The organism is Acinetobacter johnsonii CIP 64.6, from assembly GCF_000368045.1.
GTDB lineage: Bacteria > Pseudomonadota > Gammaproteobacteria > Pseudomonadales > Moraxellaceae > Acinetobacter > Acinetobacter johnsonii.
The window spans coordinates 61,643-81,829 of record NZ_KB849235.1; the positions used below are offsets into that span (position 1 = coordinate 61,643).

Sequence of the window (20,187 nt, forward strand, 5' to 3'; positions counted from 1 at the left end):
GCGCCCTTTGATCTGTCATAGCTGACTGTTTTGTAAATGTGCCGATTTTTCAATCAATAAGACCTCGAGGCGTAAATCTTTACCGGCATCTTATTTATGCCTATATGCTCAATTTTATACTTAACAGACTGCGCTAGTTAAGGATAAAATTCGAGCTTAATTTTAAAAAGTGTGTTTAATCATGGAAATAGCATTAATAATTGTCCTATTGCTACTCATCGCCTTATTTTTCATTAGAAAGCAAAAAGCGCCTAAAGTCATAAATAACAGCAAAAACTTCAAAGAACTGGTTAAAAATACCTTTCCTAAGTACAGAATTATCGAGAAAAATCAGATGATTATGATTTGCGAATATAATCACCGCAATGAACCTGAAGAACTTATATTTATTCGTATTGATGCAAGTCAAAAGAAAAAAATGCATTATTCAGGTCGTATGCTGATAGCTGATTATCCATATATACCTAGCGCAAGAGAAATGAAATCAGACTTTGCACGTCATTTAAAATAGTTTGCACGATAACGTTTTATAAACCGTCTTCTTCGGTAAAAGCGAAAAATCCAACAAATAGAATCAATAAAGCGATGTGAAAAGAAAATGCCTGTAAAAAATCCTGTAATCAGAAGCCATCCAAGCAAATGATTAATTACTTGTATTTCAGGTGTCATAGCGAATGTGCTCCATTAATATTTGACGGTGGTTTTGTGCCAAATGGAATAGGCTCTGCTTTAACTTCAGGATTTTGTATCTGTTGTTCTTGAGTTTGTGGCTGTGCAGATGCAAATTGATATGACGCAACTTGTTCAGGTTGCTTGTATGGATTAAATGGACGGTCACCGTTCATAGTTCGCTTACAAAGCTGTTTATCTGCATCATGAATGATTGAACCTTGTTGGTCATAAGCAACTAAAGAGCCGTTTTTGGTTTTCATGCAACCACTAAATACTCGATGGACAATTGGAGCTGGTGCAACGTCATAAGAATAATCGTAAGGATCAGAAATTTTATATGAAGCCGTTATAACTTCTAAATTATTTCCAGTTTTTTGCTCAAGTTCTGCATTTTTCTGCTGTAGACCTTTAGGATCGTAAGCCTCTAAGCATTGTTCTTTAGTCCATTTAAATTGTTCTTGGCACAATTTAACTTTTTTATCTAATTCGGAAACTTGTTGCTGTTCTAGTTCTTTTTGTATGCCCTGTTTTTCTTGCACTGATTTACCAGTAAAAAAGGACTGTGTTTCAGGCTTATAAACAAGATAAAGAACAAATCCAAGCATACCCAAAGCAATTGCAAATGTGCCTAAAATCTTGGTAGGAATTTTGAATTTTACATGGTGAGCCGTTGCGGATTTATAGAGCTTGAATACATCTTTTGGGTAAACAAATTGAAAGTTATTTTCTGAACGTTCTTTAGCAGCTTCGGAGTTTGGTTGTTTCTGTGCACCTCTCCAGTAGTAAACAGAAGCCAACTTTGCACCGTAAGGACGATGCAAGTGATAGTGCTCACCGATAAGGTCGGTAACAAATGAGTTCAAGAATCTAGTGCTTTGAGTTATGAAATATATGTCATGCCCTGTATGTCTATGAACTTGAAGCTTTTGTACAATTTCGTCACGGTTGGCACTTGTACCCGACCTAAAGCGCTCATGTTGCTGAGCTTCATCATAGAAGATAATCGAGTTATCAGGCGTTTCACGCCAATCTTCAGGACTACGTTCTACCCCATCAATTTGCAGACCCTCAATGTCTGCAAAAATTTGACGTTCAGGAAATTGTTTTTGCAATTCTAAGATTTTGGCAACTGCAAATAGTGATTTACCTGAACCAGGTGTGCCTGTAATTAATATCATACTCATTTTGGTGTACCTACAAAACGCATTGCTTTTGAACGCATATAAACGTGAGCGATAATTGCACCTGCCATAATTGCGAGTGCTGTATCAACACCCGCTAGACCTAAAGCATTTGCACCTAATCCTGTGATAGAGCCGAACTTTGATGATGATTCGGCTAGTACGGTTTGAATCAATTGATTTAAAAATGCAAAGGTGATCATTGATAAACCCATGCCTTTAATAAATTTGGCTAGACCTGAACTAACACCCCATTCGAAAATCTTGAAAAGTATCTTGCCCATATCAATTCCCCGAATTGAAAGAAGCATTGCCAATCAGTTTGACCGCCCAAAATGATGCAAGTGCTATAACGAAAGGTTTAATACCTGAAAAGAAGTCACAAAAAGGCTTCATAGGAAAAACAAAGCTCATTTCTTGTCCCATAAGATTTAGAGAAAGGTTTTCATCTGGTGGACATTGAGCATTAAATTTTGCAATTGAAAAAGGCGTAAAAGGTACGTTAATTTCTTCAAATACTGGCTCTGGTTCTTCGGGCTGATCAGGTTCTTCTTTTGTCCAGTTTATCCAGTCACAGACAATACCTGCCCAGTCACAAAATGCAGGTAATTGTAATGAACCTGTACTTGTTCCCGTTGTTGTTTGATTGCCCGTTACTGGGTCTGTTGTCGTTTCTGTTTTTGTTTCTGTCTCAGTTTTGGCTGATGTGTCGGGTGTTGTTACGTATCCCTCTACTGTTTTCTCACCGTCTGTTATTTTGTAATAACCTGATGGTTTATCAGATGTGGCATTTGTCGTTGGATTATCAAAAGCACGATCAACAGCTTCATTCATATCGTTAGCCGTACCAATAGCAATTGTATTGCTTGAATCGTCTTGACCCTCACTAGCATCGAACAAATATGCAGCCTTTAATGCTTCAGCAATAGCAGTAGCCAAAGCAGGGTTATTTGATTCAAGAGCGTTTTTAAGTGCTTCTGTTAATTGTTCTTGAGTAACATCAATATTTTCGGGATTTGGTGAAGAAGGATTATAAGCGGGGTTTGGATAACGTACGGCATTGTATCCACACCCAACAGGTGAGCCATCTTTATAAACACAATAATAAAAATAATCAGGAGAAACAACGGGAGGGTTTTGCGCTGCGGTGACTACACAAGAAGCAGAAGGACCACAAATAGACGGATTTGATTTTGCACCTGCTAACGCAGCATCTAGGGGTTTTACGGCTTTTTTACCTTGCGAATCCCAATAGTATTGCACACTAGGATCAGTTGGATCTTCAGACTCATATGGTTTTGTAACTTTTCCGCCTTCATCCATGACCCACCCGACACCATCAACTAGGGCTTGTACAGCAGCTCCACCGAGAAAAGAAGGAATAGAAGCTTTACCAGCGTGTTTAGCATAATCTTTAGCTTTACCTAAGCGATCAGCTAATGTTTTAGCAGCTTTACCAGTGTCCGCAGGTTGAGTTACTTTAGCGACAACCTCTGCTTTTCCACCACTTTCAAGAACACCAGAACGAGTAAGCATTTGTTCAACATTAGTACGTTTTGTTCCCTCATTCATATAAATTCTTGCATCTAATTCGGCAAGGTTTCTTTTCATGCCTGCGTCATAGTTAGCCTGACTTTTAAAATTATTCTGTAAGCGTTTTAATGACTGTGCAGGCGTGTCATTGCGTGGGTTTGCAGGCAAGTCAGATGCATAAGTGGTTATGCTGAAAAAACAAGCCAAAGTGCAAAACAAAAAACGAAAATTATTAACCATCCCATATATCCCCCTATAAAAAAGGCTCGACATGTCCGATCCGTAGGTCGGCAGTCGAGCCTTTTTTTTATTTAAATTAAAGTGCTCGGCGGATCAACTTCCAACCTTTAATCGCAATCAGTACTGTTAAAATCGCACCACCTACAACAGCAATTGGTGCCATTAAAGCAGTAATTGCAGATGCATCAGCTTTAACAGCGCCATCTTCAGCCATTGCCAAAACTGGTGCTAGTGCAACAGATGCAACTACAGCTTTTTGAGCTAGACTTAATTTTTTGTTTTCTACAGTTTTCATGACATTTCTCCAGTCATTTAAGTAATTGACCGATTTTTTTATAGCCCCATGCAAGACCCAAAACAGCAAGAATTGCAGTACAAACTAAATAAGCATCGGACGTTGATAGTTCGGGTAATACTCCCGATTGAACAACCCATGTTGTGCATGTGTTTTCTATAAGTTCAGCGCAGACATAGGTCGTCATTCTTTAGCCCCCACATTTCGTCATGTGAAAAGCAATATTGTTTTTATGCATTAAGTTGAAGCACTTAGGACATTCGCGGATGTCGCTTCCAAATAACACGTATTTGATGTTCATACTTAGACCTTCGGTGGAAGAATCACGTTGGTAAGCACTTGCTTGGTGCTACGACCTGTAGACACTAGATCAAGTTCTAAAGTCGCTTCGAACGGGAATTTACGCCCTTGTAACTGGACTAAATTACGTGAATCTTGCCATTTAAATTCGGCAGCACCCTGCCCAACCGCATTGCCTTGAGAGGTGTCCATAGGGATAAGAGCAAAGAGCGTGACGTGGTCATAATGACGGCCGTCTTCTGACTTCCAATCCGTTGATTTTGCGCCAACTAAAGTAACTTTCATTTGTTGTGACATTGTTTACATCCTCATAGCAGTAAGTGTTAAGTGCTCTAACCGTTTGGGAATAGCCAACGGATCAGAACAAGAAATAATGTTAATAAGTTCTTCAGGTTCAAAAACTTTCTTAAATACGTTGATATATTTGCCGTATTGTTTTTTGATAATTTCTAAAGCAGCGTGTGCATTGATTGAAGCTGCCTTTTTCATGGTTTCGATACGTTCAGGCTGTATATCTTCTGAGAGCATTTGAAAGCATGGATATGCAGCAATAAAATATTCAGAAGGTGACAAAAGCATGGTGAACGGCAAAATACGGTCACGTGACTTAAACTCTACTTCAGCACGTTGCCAGTTATCATCTGGATCGCCCTCTGCCCGACCCTTTTCGTACAGTCGTAAATACTTACCTGATTCACGTGAGCCGATATTAAGAGTACGACCCCGACCGTTTGGACGTTTCCAATTGCCTTTATGCTCTACGTTCGGAGCACGGTTTCCGTTTTGGAATCCTCCCATGCCATCCATCATGTTTCCCCAGTCAACATTGATACGTTTTCCGTCAAAATCATCATGAGCAATGTCTACACGAGTTAATTTTCCACGTGTTGCAACCGTTGTCAGGAATGTATAAAGGCGTTGTTCCCAACCCTCTTTGGCCATTGAGCAGCCACGACCCGAAAGCATGACTAGGTATGTGTTTCGTTGACCGCCAACGCAGACAAATCCGCACTTATCGCCAATTTCAAACGAGCTTTGGTACATATTTTTCTTGCCTTTATCGACAAGGGTTAGCTGTAATCCGAAGATGTGCTCTATATGTTTTTCAATTTCTAGAGCCATTGCGAAATTTAATTCTGTTTCATTGATGCTTTGATCATCATTGAGCGCATTTACAAACTTGTGGTCTAAAGTGCCACAGCTATCAGTAAAGTTGACCCAGTCAATGACTGCAATTTGATTATCAGCAGGTAAACGGCATTGAACTTGTTTAGCCCCACGTGAAGTCATGACCATATGTAGATGAGGAACTGCGAATGGACGCTCAAAAGGCAAAGGCAGATCGGCATCTTTCAAATGGGAGTGCATGGATTCGAATTCGGTTACCCCCATCTTATTAATGGGGGTATCTAAAAATCCCATTCCCCACGTACAAACTTGTGGTATTGATTGTTTTTTGTTCAACATTATTCAATCCCCATATCACGCATGATGTCGTTTTCTTGTTTTAGTGAATCGCAGTACTCAGCAACTTTTGCAGAACGATAGCCCCAGTGCCCCATTACCATTTCAATATGGAAAAGTACCTTTTCAGAGTCATAAGCAGGATTTCCACCCATGATCAGTTGGCACGCATCATCGAAGATGATTTTTGAGACGGTTTCAAAAGCTTGTTCTGTTGTCATATAGCACCTGAAAGTATACTGGTATACCCTAATTCGCTAATCGTACATAGGTATACCAGTATACGCAAGGATATTTGTATATAAACGTATACAATATTTTAATTTAGTACAGGAGAGTGAAATGGCTCAGACAGTAAAACTGAACAAATGGGAGCAGGAAGTGCTTGAAGCTAGGCTTAATTATTTAAATAAAAAGCTAGTAATGAATGGATTTAGAACACTTAAATCAGAAAGCGAGATAGTACACAAAATCATTGAAATGACGATCAACAAGGTCGACATTGACCAAGATGGAAACTTAAGATTAAAAAACTAATAATTTATGTCGATCCTGATTACTAAATAAAAAAAGGGCTATATGCCCTTTTCCTTTTTGCGCTCGATGTCGCATAACGTAATTTTATGTTAAATTGAGTACATGATACGTTAAGTTCATAGATCTCTATGCTTAACCTAAAATCAATCACTTATATAAAATAATATTTCACATTGAGTTCACTTATGTTTATATTTTATTTACTTCATAAAGTTCTTGGTAGTTAGAATGTTTGTCGTAAAAACAATTAAAATTTCAAAAAATTATTCAAATCAAAATCACATAGTTCTACTGTTTGATACTTCAGCTACAGTACCTTGTCTCTATCCTTTACTCTATTCTACAACTGTCCTGCGATTTCAAAGTATTGCCACACAACAATCAGACATGTTGGCACTTAAGTTTTGGTATGAATTTTGGTATCAGAAATATTCAACTTTGTTCTGTGAATCATTTTTTTCCTCCAAATATGAACCTGAGATTTTTTTGAATGAAATCGATAACTTTATTGTTTTCTTAGAAAATAATAAAAAATTAGAAACAAATTTGATTCGACTTCGATCAAATATTGAGACTAACTATATGACCATTACACAGCGTTTGCGGTCAGTGTTTAAGTACTTCGGGTATCTTTTAGATGGATACTGGAACATACGCTATCAAGATATTAAAATCAAAGAGCTAACAAATCGTAGGAAAAAGATAGATTTGTTCTTAATGAACAAAAAAAAGATTTTTAGTAAATTTTCTAAACGTAGTTTAACTGTAAAAAGTAATATTAATCATAATTTTAAAAGTTTAACCAATGAAATGGTGGTTATGCTTTATAAAATTATTCGTCCAGATCAGGCGGCTAATATTAATAAAGACAATCCATTCTCAACAAAATCACATCAACTTCGAAACTTTCTGATTGTGCATCTTATGATGAACTACGGTTTGCGGGTGGGTGAATTAATGCTACTCACAAAAAGATCGATAAAAAAATCAATCAATTCTGATTCATATAGTCTCATAGTAACCAATACGGATGATGAACATGATTCCAGACAGAGAAAGCCTAGCATAAAAAATGAGCAATCTTACAGGGTTATAAAACTAGATAGCATGGATTATAAGTTTTTGATGTTGTATATGGAAAAGATAAGGAATCTTAATGATTCAGATATCTTGTTTACATCACTGAAACCGCCCTACTCCCCGCTGAGCTATTCGTCTATTAATGCGATTTTTAAGGTGATAGAGCAAGTTTTTAGGACCTTACATCCTATATATTTTGATGATATAAATATAGAATCGATTCAAAAGTTTACCCCTCATGTATGTCGTCATACATGGGCTTATATCACTTTGGCTTTTGCTATAAAAAAGTATCGAAACGAAAGTGCATCTCCGCTAACTCAAAGCAATGATGAAATTATGCAAAAAGCACAAGAAAATCTACGTGTCTTAGGTGGTTGGAGTGCTAACAGCATAATGCCAAGCTACTATGCAAAACGATTTATTGTCGATAGTGCCAATCTTATAAATTTGCAGCGTATATCGCAAGAATTATGGGAATTATAAAAAATGAAGCAATTTGAACTTTTTGATGATTTTCATGAGCAGCATTTCATATCAATCTTTAATGATCACCAGACGATTGCTCTTCAAGGTATGAGTAAAAAAATACCAAAAATTGTTAGATTTTTAATTACAGATAAATTTGATGATAATTTTATCAATTCAGCAAATACTATTTGGAAATTTTATTATTCAGGCCAGACCGAGAATATTGATTTTTCTAAACTTTCTGAAAATGAAACTACTTTACTTAAATTTTTTCTGATTTCATTTATTCAAAAAAATACGCCATCCCATTTGAGTAAAAAGTTTCATACTTTTAATTTTCTAATAAATCATCTAAAAAATAATGAATTAGAATTTAGTTACGCAAACTTAAAAAAATTATTGATAGAAATTGCACCTCTAGAAAATCATCAAAATACTTATGCACATATAAAATTTTTATTGAAACTACTAATTTTAGAAGATTTTCCCAACTTTGATATAGAAGATGATTATGAACTGGAGTTTATTCCTAGACCTAAATCTTTTAATTCAAATTTATTCTATCAAGAATATGAAGATTCTATTGATTACCCACTTATTTCAATGATTCAACAAGGTTTTATCAAATTAAACCAAGTAATTAAAGATGATTTTAAACACATTGATAAACAAACACTACTTTACTCATCAATACTTGGTTTGGTGTATGTAACTGGGCTTAGACCTGTCCAATTAGCTAAGCTAGCTGTTGAAGATATAAAAATAGATACCACACGTACGATAGATCAATTCCATCGTTATAGCATATTAATCCCATATGCTAAACAAGCTAGATATGTACATGAAAAGATAGCAATTAAATTACCAGAAGAAGTTGCTAAAATCATCATTACTTATATCGAAAGATATAACTTAAATCTAAAAGATAAGTTATTTGATTTAGGAGAAAATTCTGCATGCTTTTGCTCAAAAGTGATTAATACACAATTATTTGATTTTGCTCCTAAAGCCTACAGAGAAGCTGTACTTGCAGGTGACATGATAAAACAAAAATATTCTTTTTCTGATTTTAGGCATCATGTCGGCTATAGTTTGGCAATGGCAGGATCTTCTGCTGAGGAAATTGCATATATCTTAGGTCATTCTTCAGTGGTAACAGCTAGGCATTATATTTTCTCTACACCAGAGCTAGCTCAAATTAGAGCTCAAGCACTTGGAAATAATTCCTTGTACAAACAAATGATAGCTATGCTTCTCACTGGAAGGTTGATTTATAAGAAAGATTGGCATGGAAAAAAAGTATTAGGAAATATTGGTAGTAAAATTCATTATGATATAGGTGGGTGTTCATATGAAGACAAATGTCTATTTCAACCTGTTCGCAATTGTTATGGTTGTATGTATTTCCATCCCTTTATAGATGCTAATCACAGGAATGTGCTAGAAAGTATCCAAAATGAAATTAATGATTTGATCAAACTGTCAGATGGTATAGGGGCGAATTCAAACATGAGGTGCGACAGTTTGAAAAGTCTTATGATAATCAACAAGCTGAGCAAATTTCTCTAATGGTGTAAGCCAATCTAACGCTTTTCTAGGACGAGTATTCAGTGACATGGCAACTTGATTTAAATAATGCTGATCTGCCTGATTTAAATCAATCCCTTTAGGTAAATATTGCCTAATTAAACCATTCATATTTTCGCATGTGCCTTTTTGCCAGGGTGAATGTGGGTCACAGAAATATACATCTATGCCTAAATCTTCTTCAAGTATTTTATGTTCTGCCATCTCGCGTCCACGGTCATAGGTCAACGTTTTACGCAGTTCTGCAGGTAAATATTTCAGAGCTTCAGTTAAAGCCTTGCGCACTGATTCTGCCTTTGCATCAGGTAATGTTGCCAAGATACAGAGCCGTGTATTTCGTTCAATAAGTGTTGCTATCGAACTTTTATTGTCTTTACCTTTAATTAAATCAGCTTCCCAATGACCCGGTATTTTTCTTTCTTGAACTTCGGCTGGGCGCTCATGAATAGTTTTAATATCCTGTAATATAGAATCTTTTTTAGGTTCACCGTTAGCTTTTCGCTTTTTATTTTCATGACGCAGACAGGATAATAAGTCTTTTTTCAACTCACCCTTTGGTAATGCTCGTATCGTTGAATAAATCGTTGTATGGCTTACATTCATTGTTTGATCCAAATCAGGAAATGTCTTTAAACGTTTTGCTATTTGCTGAGGAGACCATAAACAACGGATCGCTTCAACAATAAATTTCCAGAGGATTGAATCGATTTTGAGTTTTCTGTGACCACGTCTACGTCTAGCGAAGGTGTTATCAGAAGCATATTGAGCTTGATAAACGTCATTGATGCTATTTCTTTTAAGCTCACGATAGATCGTACTAGGATGTCTTTTAATGAGTTCAGCAAATTTTCTGGCTGAAAAGCCTTCTTTTCTTGACTCAAGCATTAATGCAGTACGATCTTCAAAGTTAAGATGATGGTATGACAATTTTATATACTCCATAAACCCTTTAAATTAATTAGGTGGTTTATGTCGCACTTCAAGTTTTACTCTGCCAGGTCTTTATTTCAATAAAATTAAACAATTTAAACCACCAACTTATCCGAACCCATAATTACAACCAAACCACCCTCAAGTTAATAATTTACACTTTCAAATAATTAGCACTATAAAAAACAAAAAAAATTAAGATAGTAAAATATATTTAACACGTTAAAATTCAAAAAACTCAACTTTATAAAAATACATACCCCTCACATCAAACCATTTTACACTAGTGGTTTTTTAAAATTAAAACATTTGAAATCATAACAACCTCTTCATTGAAGGCTTAAGTCGTAAAATTGAAATTAGATGTTTTTGTATAGATCCAAGTGTTAAGTCATCATTACGGTTTTTACGTACCACACCATGGGCACGTGAAAAAGTTGAAAGCTTATATTTGTATGTCTTACGTCAAAAAGCCAAACAAAAATCGTAGCTATCAAAACTCAGCATAATATTTTATACCAAACAGTAAACTAAACTTATTGAATAGCCAATGATTTTGTAGACACCTTTTAATTGGTGGTGGGCTGCCACCACTCTCCTGGCAAAATTTAGTCTATATCCCTATGGTTTATTTAAAAACTTATTTTCTATCTTTACTAGGCTCTATGATCAAAATCATACTGGCACTCAACACTGTAAATTTGAGAATGAATCTGTACGTACAGACTCATTCTCTATCGATAAAGATATTAGAAATAGCTACATAGAGTTTATTTCTAGCTTATTCAAATTAGTCGTTCAAATTAGGCTTTACTACGGATGAACAATAATTTTTACAGCAGACTCATTATTATGAATCAGCGTTTCAAAGCCTTTAGAAACAAGATCATCTAATGCAATACGTTGGGTAATAAAAGGTTCTAGATTAATCTTACCTTGCTCGACTAAACGGATGGTTTCCTGATGGTCATTGACATAAGCAATCGTTCCACGAATATCGAGCTCTTTCATGACCACACTATGCACATTAATTGTGGCAGGATGGCTCCAAATCGAAACGATAACGACCACACCAGTTGGTTTCATCGCCGCCACCAGTGTATCCATGACTTTATTAACACTACTACATTCAAAAGCGACATCAACACCACGGTCTTCCGTAATTTTCATCACTTCAGCGACCACATCAACCTTAGATGGATCTAGCACATAATCTGCAACACCCGCTTCTATCGCTTTTTCTTTACGCTTTGCACTCAATTCAGTAATGATGACCGTGAGACCTTTAGCCTTTAAAATGGCTGATAAAAGTAAGCCTATAGGGCCTGCTCCACCAACCAGTGCTATATCGCCAGCTTTTGCACCACTTCTGACATAGGCATGATGACCGACAGATAAAGGTTCTATCAATGCGGCCTGATCTAAGGGAATATCATTTGAAATAGGATGTACCCAACGTCGTTGAACTGCAATTTTATCAGAAAGACCGCCGCCACGTCCGCCTAAACCAATAAAGTTCATATTTTTTGATAAATGATACTTATCATTCGGGCCAGTCGGGACATCATCCGCAATAATATAGGGTTCAACTACGACATGTTGTCCAATTTGGATATCGTCTACACCCTCACCAACTGCATAAACTACGCCTGAAAATTCATGTCCCATTGTTACAGGTGCAGATTCTCCCGAAATTGGATGTGGATGACCACAAGGTGGAATAAAAATAGGGCCTTCCATGAATTCATGTAAATCTGTACCGCAAATACCGCACCATGCAACTTGAATTCCAACTGTGCCTGGAAGTACTTTCGGTTCAGGGATATCTTCAATTCGAATATCCCCTCGATCATAAAAACGAGCTGCTTTCATTGTGTATTCCTCATGTTGATATTAACGGTAAACCATTCCACCATCTGTCAAAATAGACTGACCTGTAATATAGTTTGCATCCTCGCTGGCTAAAAATGCAACTAATGCAGCCACGTCATCTGGTGTTTCAGCACGTCCTAAAGCAATACCATCTACATATTTTTTATACGTTTGACCAATTGGTGCACCTGTAATTTCAGAGAACCGCTGATCTATTTCGACCCACATGTCAGTACCAACAACACCCGGACAATAACTATTTACAGTAATTTCAACACTGGCATATTCTTTAGCCGCAGCTTGCGTCAATGCACGAACTGCAAATTTAGTTGCCGAATAAACACCGAGTAAAGCAAAGCCTTCATGACCTGCTATTGAGCATGCATTAATAATTTTTCCAGCCTGTTGGCGTTGTTTAAATTTATTTGCTGCGGCTTGAATCCCCCAAAGTACACCACCGACATTGATGTTTATAATTTGGTTAAATTCACTCGGCGTTACTTCTGCCAAAGCTTTGACTTGTGCAATACCTGCATTATTAATCATGATATCAAAACCATTAAGTGTCGATTCTGCATGATTAATAGCGTCACTGATTTGTATTGAATCTGAAATATCCGCAATAAATGTGGTGGCTTTTACGCCAAAGGCTTCAACCTCTTGTTGAACAGTATTTAACTTTTCTTGGTGAAGATCGACCAATCCAATATGAACACCTTCTTGTGCTAAACGTAAGGCAATACCGCGTCCAATACCTTGTGCCGCACCCGTAATTAATGCAACTTTATTGTTTAAACCTCTAGGCATGTTGCGACTCCTTAAATATGGATTGCACGTTGCATCGCCGACAAGACCGACTCATGCATCGCCTCAGACAAAGTAGGATGAGGGAAAATGACCTGCGCCAAGCTTTCATCTGTAGCTTCTAGGTATTTCGCGATGGCAAACCCTTGAATGTGTTCGGTGACTTCATGTCCAACCATGTGAGCACCCAACAATTCACCTGTTTCCTGACTAAAAATGGTTTTAACAAATCCTGCGCTATCGCCCAAAGCCAATGCTTTACCATTCGCTTGTAAAGGAAACTTACCCACATTGATATTCGGTGGTGTTTTAAAAAGTATGCTGACATTAAATGAAGCCATTATTGATGTAAAAGAAGGTTAAGTCGAAGGCTTTAAAATGGTTTTCAAGCTTTTTGGAGAAATTACAACTTCTTCTAAAACCACGCCTTATTCGATGCCTTATTTTGCAATTATTACCTTCAATTCCTACAGTAAAAAACTTACCAATACTTTGCTTGCAGTTTTTAAAAGCAGTGATGAAACTGTCCCAATGATCACTTGCAATTCGGGTGTAGTGAATACCTAATTGTTTAAGCTTTGTCTTCAACCTTTGGACTGTAGCTAAATCTCTCTTACCCCAAACATAAGCAACAATCTCACCTGTTTCTCGATGGTAAGCGTAAATAAGCCATTGTTTATTATTTTTATTTCCAACAAAAGTCCAGAATTCATCTACTTCGAGAGATTCATAATGACTTTGTTTAGGCTGAATTTGATAGGCCGATTCAGTTAAAGTCCGTAAGACTTTACCGATACTAATGCGCTCAACTTCAGCGATATCTCGTATACCGCTGCCTCTGACCATTAACTGTAATATTTTACGAGTAATGCCAGAATTACATCCTAGATAGCTCAGAGCATGGTCACCAATAAACTGACGTTTGCAGTCTTTGCATTGGTAGTTCTGTTTCCCATCTACTTTGATGCCATTTTTCTTTATATTGTCACTGAGGCAGGTTGGACATTTGATTTCTAGAGTTATTTGCATTTCTCTATTTTATCAAAATTCAACCTGCTTTTTTTTAGCATACTTTTTGATACACCACCAAAACTTGAAGTAATCTTCAGTTTAGCCAAGTTGTGCTGACTCAAACCAACTTGGCATTTTTTAATTGAAAGTCCATATTATTGCCCAACCATGATGAGAACGAAAAATAAAGTTAGCCTTATTCTGATTACATTAGACAGATTTTTACCATCTGTACTACTTTACATCGTCCTCAATTTGGACACTTTGAATAGCCACTGATTTTGTAGACACCTTTTAATTAGTGGTGGACTGCCACTACTCTCCTAGACAAATTTAGCCTTTTCCTAAAACCTTTTTAGTAGGAAAATATGCATTCATAGCTAGGTTCATGAACCAAATATTTTATAAGTTATCACTTTAGTGCGCTAAGTAATTAAATTTATTGTTTATTAAACATAAATTTAATTGTGAACTAGATTCTAGGTGAACATAAGTTAAATAGCATATCCAAGACTGTGGCCTACGCAACTCAGTTGGTGCCACAGCTCAGCAAAGTGAATCTGTAAAATTATATTCACGTTGCTGAGTATCCTAATGAACATAATATACGTTATGCCGAAATCCGTGAGCTTTATAATTGTTCATCTGTAAAAATATCAGAAATGATAATAAAAATTGCAGCAATAGTAACAGCAACACAGAAAGCCAATAAAAAATTCTCAAAAGTAAAATATTGAGTATATTTAAAATTAGGATCAGAAATAAAAACAGTCTCAAACATAAAAACACCCTATTTTGATTTAAATTTAGTCAATCGTAACCCGCATGTTATAAGCCGCTAATTCGTCATTACAGCCTGTTTATGGTGTGATCCAATTTAATAAAAAGCACCTTTAAAATGTCAATCTCTCGAGCTAAATCTTCATTAGATAACTGCATGTTTTCTAAGTGTTTTTCTAGGCATTCACGCATAAAAATATAATCTTCTTTGCGTAAAACACCCTTGCTCCTACTGTATGCAATTGTGCTATATACGTGTCTATTACTCATATCAGTTCGCACCCATTCGGGATGCTCTGCCACTACCGATCAAGTTTAAATGGGAGCTTGTAATCAAGGAGAAGATGGTCATAAAATCGAAACCTCGAATCACTCGTAGACACTCGTTCTACAAATTATGGAATTAACTATGTTTGATTGCAGCATTGATAAATATGTATTTTGGTTTGGATTCATCATCGGTGGAATTATTTGCACTGCAATTTTCGAACTAATTCAAATGGTCATATTATCAATCAGTGGTGTAAAAAAACTAAGTAAAGAAATGGAAAGCAAAAGCAATGAACGCATAGAGCCAAAGCTATAAATTATCTTTGCCTATGCATAAAATACAGAATTAAAAGACCAAATCCAAAAACTACAGTCACACCACTTATAATTTCATTCATAGTGAATGCGCTCCAGTAATCACCCTTGAAACTTTTTGTTCTAAAGGAATCGGTTCAATAATTTCCGCAGGATTTGGATTATTAGGTATTTCAATGTTTTCTTTAGCAGATGCATACTCATAATTTACTGCCTGTTCAGGTTGTTTATAAGGGTTAAACGGTCTATCACCTTTCATAACTCTTTTGCATAAGTCTTTAGGTGCATCATGGAGAATTGTCCCTTGTGTGTCATAAGGAACGCCATTCATGCAACCTGAAAAAACTTGATAGGCTGTCACTGGGGGAGCTTGCATGTAAGAGTAATCGAAAGGATTATTTGCATTGTAGGTATTTACAATTTGATCGATTGAATTTTGGTTAGCTGCTAAGTTTTTTGCATCTTGCGCTTGAGGATTTTGTAAGTCCATATATTGATCATAAGTTAAGCCCATGAACTCAGCCCTTTTTGTATCAATCTCTTTTTGTTGTTCAGGGGTATATGTAACAATTTCAGCTTGTGGCAGATCAGTAGGCAATTTTTCAATTTGTTGTGCCTGTTTATCTTTTTCAAACAATCCAAAAAAGCCAGTGTCAGAAGCCTTTGAATAACCCATAGCGAAAATTAATACAGGAATTGCAAAAAAGGACATGTAGAGCAAAGGCACACGCTTTTGAATGTTATGCACATTTGAAGATACATAATATTTATATAAATTTTTTGGATAGCGAAAACGCTTTACAGATAAAGCCTGTTTTCTTGTTGCATTCGCAAAATAGGTTTGAACTTCTGCAAACTCATAGATCATTGCAACGTCTAAACCCCACAATCTACGCATAACGTAATGCACTGAACAAGCAGCTCGCACTTGTTCACGTAATAATTTAGGGTTTTGAGTAATCAAATATATATCAAAGCCAAAATGACCATGCAAAGTTAAAGAATCACCAATGTCTAAAATTTCTGCTTTACGTTTTTTTTCTGCATCGGTTCGGGCAGTACCAAGCAAGTCTTGTGCGCTAAATGCAGGATGTTCATGCGCTTCATCAAAAAAAATAATTGAACCATCAGGCAGGTCACGCCAATCAAAAGGCTTTTCAGGTGTTGAATTAATGGTTAATACACCAGGGTAATTCATTCCAATGATATTTGTATAAATACGTCTATTCGGGTGTTTTCTTGATAATTGATCAATTAAAGACATGCAATAGAGACTTTTGCCTGTTCTTGGAGGTGCTGATATAAGTGTTTGCATTGTTTTAACCTCTTGGCAAGGATAAGCGCGCGCGTTGTCGTCGAAACTCCTCCTCCTTGCTTGCTTATCCTTTGCCTATCGCCAATTTTGATGATTTGATAAAAGCTGCTGTACCAATTGCAGACATAATTACAGATAAAGCTTGAGGTATTTTTAAAATACCTAAAACGCCAACAATATTTGCAGGGATATTAGAATAAAGTCCGAGCATTGCTGTTTGAGCTTGAGCGACAAGATCATTAATAAATGTATAAGACAAGAAAGCTAGACCAGCGCCTAACATTAACTTTGCAACAAGTGAAGAAGCAAAAGCAGCTAAAATCGTAATTAAAATTGCGGGCATTATGATTTACTCACTATGATATAAGCACCGAAAAGATAGGAAGCAATAAGAATTAATGAGCCGAAAATTTCTAAATTGTCGCACCAGTCTTTAAATTCGAAAGTTTTAGTAAAAGATTTACCACCCAATAAATTGAAACTAAGCCTTGCATCGGCAGGACACTGAGAACGGCTTGAGAAAATATTTGTATCAAATTGCTGTGGCGTTAATTCTTTTTCGGGTGGTTCTTGGTCGCCAAAAATGTCATCGCCCAAGTCTTCACCCTGAAACCATTTCGTTAATTCATCTATTAATGAGTTTGTTTCGTCAATCTTGGCATTGGTTTCAGACATATCTACATTGACGTTTACTTCAGAACCAGTATTGCCACCATTTGAACCGCCAGTGTCACCACCATCCTGATTTTGATTTCCGCCTGTAATGGCATCTTTAATACCATCTAATTTTTCACCGATAACATGCATGATGTTTTCGAATGTTTTTTGCTCGTCTGTTTTGTCAGTTGGATTTGTTGGGTCTTGGGTTACTGGGGGAGTTGTTGGCGTTGTTGTTGGGGGAGGAGTTCCGCACTCTCGACCCTCATTAACTCCATCACAGGTCATGCCCGCTTCAAAGTCAACATCAACACATTTAGTCAGAGAATATTGACAGCTATTAACACAGACCATTTTTCCCGAACTAACAGGAACTTTTAATGTGATAGGAACAATTCCCGCTTCGCATTTTTCAGGTTCGGGCTCGGGATCAGGATCAGGATCAGACTCAAACTCAATTGAGTATTCATTATCTTGATTATAGTATTTGGTTTTACAAACTGTATTAGTTGAAGAAACGTATGTATGACCTTGAGAAGAAGCGTAGGCTTGACATGCAGCAGCAGCAGTCGAACCAGTAGAATCATGAACACGATATAGAGCAAAGGTATTGAAAGAAGTTATTGATAATAAAATAAAAATCAAATATTTAAACGCTTTCATACAACCCCCAAATATTTAATTTCTTACTTTAAAAGACGATAAAAAGCCAAGAAAACAACGGCTAAGATGATCCAATTCAAATCACTTTGAGTCATTTTCTTGGCTCCAAAAATTAACGACCGAAGAAGCCAATAACTTTTTTAGCACCGTAAATCACAACTACGATACCCAATGCCCAAAGCGCACCAGTTTCAATATTTGCTTCAGCATCAGCACCAGTTAAAGCGGCTGAAACATCAAGAGCATTGGCATTGCTTGACATAAGAGCAGTTGAAACCACAGCACCAGTTCCATAAGTTGCAATGTTTTTGCTATTTACGATAGCAAGACGTTGTTTTAAAGTTTTGTTCATGAGATGAGCCTCAATTAATTGTTAAAAGAATCGCATTATTTTTCTAACGACAAAGACTAATGCGAAAATCCCTATCGCCCACTGGAGGATCAAGTCGCGATCCGCAGAGGTTAATTCAGGCAAAAAGCTAGCTTCTTGCCATTCTGTACATACGGGCAATTCATTTTGGATCTGTAATGTCTTGCATTCGTATGCCATTTTTTAAAATCCTTAAGCCTTAGGAGCTGTTTTTTCAGGGACTAGGTCAAGCATGATGGTCTTTGAATCTTTACCGTTCGAGACGATCTGCATCACTGCTTTAGCTTTGAATGGATACTCAATGCCTTTGATACGTTCAAAATTGAACGATGTACCCCACGAATATTCGGTAGACACAAACCCAGCAAAGTTCTCACCTTCCTGTAATTCTGACTGAGCGAAAACCTTAGTCGAATCGTATGCCCGACCGTTAAATTCACCTTTAGACGCTTTAGCACCCAGTACTACGATTGTTGATTCAAATTGCATGGACAAATTCCTTATAAGCAGACATGTTCACCAGTGGTTTACCGACAAAAAGCGGCATCTCTTCCAGTGATGTTGGTTTGGATTCAAAGTGTTGATTTAAACGAATTGACTGCATGACAGCAGCGTGTGAAAACTTGAGACGTTTTGGGACTTCATCTTTATCGGATGAAATCATAGTGATCAGTACTTGAGGTTCGAGCACCTTGGCAAATTGACGGATGTATTTTCCGAATTGCACTTTAAGAACGTCGATTGCTTTATCCCAACTGATTTCAGACTGTTTTTTAACAACTTTTGTCTTTTCAGGGGTGCAAAAATCTTTTTCTAATTGCTTGGCAAGCCACTCAAAGCAAGGGTAAGCGCCTAGAAAGTACTGAGACGGTGAGAGCAAAATATCAAGCGGGATGTAGCGGTCTTTAGACTTAAACTCGACCTCAGCACGTACCCAAGGACTTAAAGGACTACCCTCTTTTTTTCCACGTTCATAAAAACGTGCATATTTTCCACTGGTACGATCACCGACAGCAAAGGTACGGCCTTTACCGTTTGGACGTTTCCAAGGGCCAATCTTTTCTATTTTAGGTTGACGGCCACCACACCAAAATCCGCCTACATCATCCCATTCATCTGCAATATCTACAGTGATGTATTGCCCCTCAAAGTCATCATAGGCAAGGTCGACACGAGTTAATTTAGGTTCACGTGGGCCAGTTTCTTTTAAGAAACCTGTTTGAGGATCATAAAATTTTTGGTAAGACGTGAGGTATTGATATAAACGGACTTGCCAACCCTTACGAGCTAAAGCACACCCAGTACCATTGATTTGTATTGAAATGCGACGAGAGCTATGACCGTATAAAACCATGCCCATTTTGTCTTGTAATTCATATGCAAACTTATAGTTATGCATACCGTTTTGTCGTTTTTCACCAAGACCGAAGCCGAATATTTCATGCAAATGATGATCTAAAAACGTTTCTATTCCATAGGTTAGCTCTGAATCAGCAGTCATCGGATCAAGTGAGTAATATTCTTGGCCTAAAGTTGACTGACAAAATCCAAAAGTAATCCAATCGTGCGAAGCAATCCCATATTCATCACATGGTACAGAATGTAAAACTGGAACATTTCCTTTCTCCGTGAGAACCATTTTGCAATTGTCTAGGCGACGAGGAAAGGTGAATTCATCATATTGGAGACGAGAGTCCAATGTCGTAACCCCCATATTATAAATGGGGGTAGAAAAATCAGTCAGGCGACTAGATTCTGCTGAGAAGAATTGTGCAGATTTAGGGCTTTCCACCGTGTTTTTACGGGTTTGGGTTGTTTTTTGATCAGTCTTTTTAGCCAT

General features: G+C 36.9%; 23 protein-coding genes and 2 pseudogenes. 6 read left to right on the top strand and 19 right to left on the bottom strand.

All coding sequences use genetic code 11. The features are described 5' to 3' along the window. The first annotated feature begins 181 nt into the window (after positions 1-181). Positions 182-511: a hypothetical protein gene (locus tag F986_RS06030; RefSeq protein WP_004693101.1), complete on the top strand. Its 330-nt coding sequence runs from the start codon at positions 182-184 to the stop codon at positions 509-511. Positions 512-665: 154 nt separating this feature from the next. On the opposite strand, the gene F986_RS06035 is transcribed toward F986_RS06030, so the two are convergent. The 7 genes from F986_RS06035 to F986_RS06065 form a co-directional block, all read right to left on the bottom strand. Then, complete coding sequence (locus tag F986_RS06035; RefSeq protein ID WP_004693107.1) at positions 666-1,856, bottom strand: zonular occludens toxin domain-containing protein; 1,191 nt, start codon at positions 1,854-1,856, stop codon at positions 666-668. Further along, positions 1,853-2,137: a DUF2523 family protein gene (locus F986_RS06040; protein WP_004693110.1), complete on the bottom strand. Its 285-nt coding sequence runs from the start codon at positions 2,135-2,137 to the stop codon at positions 1,853-1,855. Before F986_RS06040 ends, F986_RS06035 begins: the two co-directional genes overlap by 4 nt. 1 nt (position 2,138) lies before the next feature. After that, on the bottom strand, positions 2,139-3,626 hold the full coding sequence (locus F986_RS06045; protein WP_017397254.1) for a virulence factor TspB C-terminal domain-related protein: 1,488 nt from the start codon (positions 3,624-3,626) through the stop codon (positions 2,139-2,141). 76 nt (positions 3,627-3,702) lie between these two features. Then, on the bottom strand, positions 3,703-3,921 hold the full coding sequence (locus tag F986_RS06050; RefSeq protein WP_004693113.1) for a major capsid protein: 219 nt from the start codon (positions 3,919-3,921) through the stop codon (positions 3,703-3,705). Positions 3,922-4,224: 303 nt separating this feature from the next. Next, positions 4,225-4,518, bottom strand: coding sequence for a hypothetical protein (locus F986_RS06055; RefSeq protein WP_004693114.1), 294 nt, complete (start codon positions 4,516-4,518; stop codon positions 4,225-4,227). Positions 4,519-4,521: 3 nt separating this feature from the next. Then, on the bottom strand, positions 4,522-5,688 hold the full coding sequence (locus F986_RS06060; RefSeq protein ID WP_004693116.1) for a replication initiation factor domain-containing protein: 1,167 nt from the start codon (positions 5,686-5,688) through the stop codon (positions 4,522-4,524). Further along, positions 5,688-5,906 (bottom strand): hypothetical protein, encoded by a 219-nt coding sequence (locus F986_RS06065; protein ID WP_004693118.1) that lies wholly within the window; start codon positions 5,904-5,906, stop codon positions 5,688-5,690. The genes F986_RS06060 and F986_RS06065 overlap by 1 nt, the downstream gene beginning before the upstream one ends. A gap of 121 nt (positions 5,907-6,027) precedes the next feature. Between F986_RS06065 and F986_RS06070 the strand changes: the two genes are divergently transcribed. The 3 genes from F986_RS06070 (at position 6,028) to F986_RS06080 (ending at position 9,342) form a co-directional block, all read left to right on the top strand. After that, complete coding sequence (locus tag F986_RS06070) at positions 6,028-6,222, top strand: hypothetical protein (RefSeq protein WP_004693119.1); 195 nt, start codon at positions 6,028-6,030, stop codon at positions 6,220-6,222. A gap of 228 nt (positions 6,223-6,450) precedes the next feature. After that, complete coding sequence (locus F986_RS06075) at positions 6,451-7,788, top strand: site-specific integrase (protein WP_004693122.1); 1,338 nt, start codon at positions 6,451-6,453, stop codon at positions 7,786-7,788. Positions 7,789-7,791: 3 nt separating this feature from the next. Then, on the top strand, positions 7,792-9,342 hold the full coding sequence (locus F986_RS06080; protein WP_004693124.1) for a site-specific integrase: 1,551 nt from the start codon (positions 7,792-7,794) through the stop codon (positions 9,340-9,342). Here the strand turns inward: F986_RS06080 and F986_RS06085 are convergent. Further along, entirely contained in the window at positions 9,277-10,302 is a 1,026-nt protein-coding gene (locus F986_RS06085) for an IS30-like element ISAba125 family transposase (RefSeq protein WP_005100823.1), read from the bottom strand. The genes F986_RS06080 and F986_RS06085 overlap by 66 nt on opposite strands. Before the next feature lie 322 nt (positions 10,303-10,624). On the opposite strand from F986_RS06085, the pseudogene F986_RS17785 reads away from it, so the two are divergent. Next, a pseudogene (locus tag F986_RS17785) lies at positions 10,625-10,780 on the top strand (VF530 family DNA-binding protein); the annotation flags it as partial. A gap of 323 nt (positions 10,781-11,103) precedes the next feature. Here F986_RS17785 and F986_RS06090 read toward each other — a convergent pair. The 5 genes and pseudogenes from F986_RS06090 to F986_RS18360 form a co-directional block, all read right to left on the bottom strand. Then, a complete protein-coding gene (locus tag F986_RS06090) occupies positions 11,104-12,162 on the bottom strand; it encodes a 2,3-butanediol dehydrogenase (RefSeq protein WP_004693125.1) in 1,059 nt (352 codons plus the stop codon). Positions 12,163-12,183: 21 nt separating this feature from the next. Then, complete coding sequence (locus F986_RS06095) at positions 12,184-12,969, bottom strand: acetoin reductase (protein WP_004693127.1); 786 nt, start codon at positions 12,967-12,969, stop codon at positions 12,184-12,186. A gap of 11 nt (positions 12,970-12,980) precedes the next feature. Next, positions 12,981-13,262: pseudogene (locus tag F986_RS06100) on the bottom strand (hypothetical protein); the annotation flags it as partial. A gap of 31 nt (positions 13,263-13,293) precedes the next feature. Further along, entirely contained in the window at positions 13,294-13,995 is a 702-nt protein-coding gene (locus tag F986_RS06105) for an IS1 family transposase (protein WP_004693132.1), read from the bottom strand. Between the two features lie 613 nt (positions 13,996-14,608). Then, the gene (locus tag F986_RS18360) at positions 14,609-14,758 is read right to left on the bottom strand and encodes a hypothetical protein (protein WP_004693135.1); all 150 of its coding nucleotides are present in this window, start codon (positions 14,756-14,758) and stop codon (positions 14,609-14,611) included. 408 nt (positions 14,759-15,166) lie between these two features. Between F986_RS18360 and F986_RS18365 the strand changes: the two genes are divergently transcribed. Further along, positions 15,167-15,343, top strand: a complete 177-nt coding sequence (locus F986_RS18365; protein WP_017397175.1) for a hypothetical protein — start codon at positions 15,167-15,169, stop codon at positions 15,341-15,343. Positions 15,344-15,421: 78 nt separating this feature from the next. Here the strand turns inward: F986_RS18365 and F986_RS06110 are convergent, their stop codons facing one another. The 6 genes from F986_RS06110 to F986_RS06135 form a co-directional block, all read right to left on the bottom strand. Then, the gene (locus F986_RS06110; protein ID WP_004693136.1) at positions 15,422-16,657 is read right to left on the bottom strand and encodes a zonular occludens toxin domain-containing protein; all 1,236 of its coding nucleotides are present in this window, start codon (positions 16,655-16,657) and stop codon (positions 15,422-15,424) included. A gap of 64 nt (positions 16,658-16,721) precedes the next feature. After that, positions 16,722-17,000 carry a DUF2523 family protein gene (locus tag F986_RS06115; protein WP_004693138.1) on the bottom strand — a complete coding sequence of 93 codons (279 nt, stop codon included), beginning with the start codon at positions 16,998-17,000 and terminating at the stop codon, positions 16,722-16,724. Continuing rightward, on the bottom strand, positions 17,000-17,977 hold the full coding sequence (locus F986_RS06120) for a virulence factor TspB C-terminal domain-related protein (RefSeq protein ID WP_004693140.1): 978 nt from the start codon (positions 17,975-17,977) through the stop codon (positions 17,000-17,002). The genes F986_RS06115 and F986_RS06120 overlap by 1 nt, the downstream gene beginning before the upstream one ends. Positions 17,978-18,089: 112 nt before the next feature. Further along, positions 18,090-18,329 (bottom strand): hypothetical protein, encoded by a 240-nt coding sequence (locus F986_RS06125; RefSeq protein ID WP_004693143.1) that lies wholly within the window; start codon positions 18,327-18,329, stop codon positions 18,090-18,092. Between the two features lie 210 nt (positions 18,330-18,539). Continuing rightward, positions 18,540-18,836, bottom strand: coding sequence for a hypothetical protein (locus tag F986_RS06130; protein WP_004693147.1), 297 nt, complete (start codon positions 18,834-18,836; stop codon positions 18,540-18,542). Continuing rightward, the coding region (locus F986_RS06135) for a replication initiation factor domain-containing protein (protein ID WP_004693149.1) at positions 18,826-20,187 on the bottom strand (1,362 nt) is incomplete at its 5' end. The genes F986_RS06135 and F986_RS06130, both read right to left, overlap by 11 nt.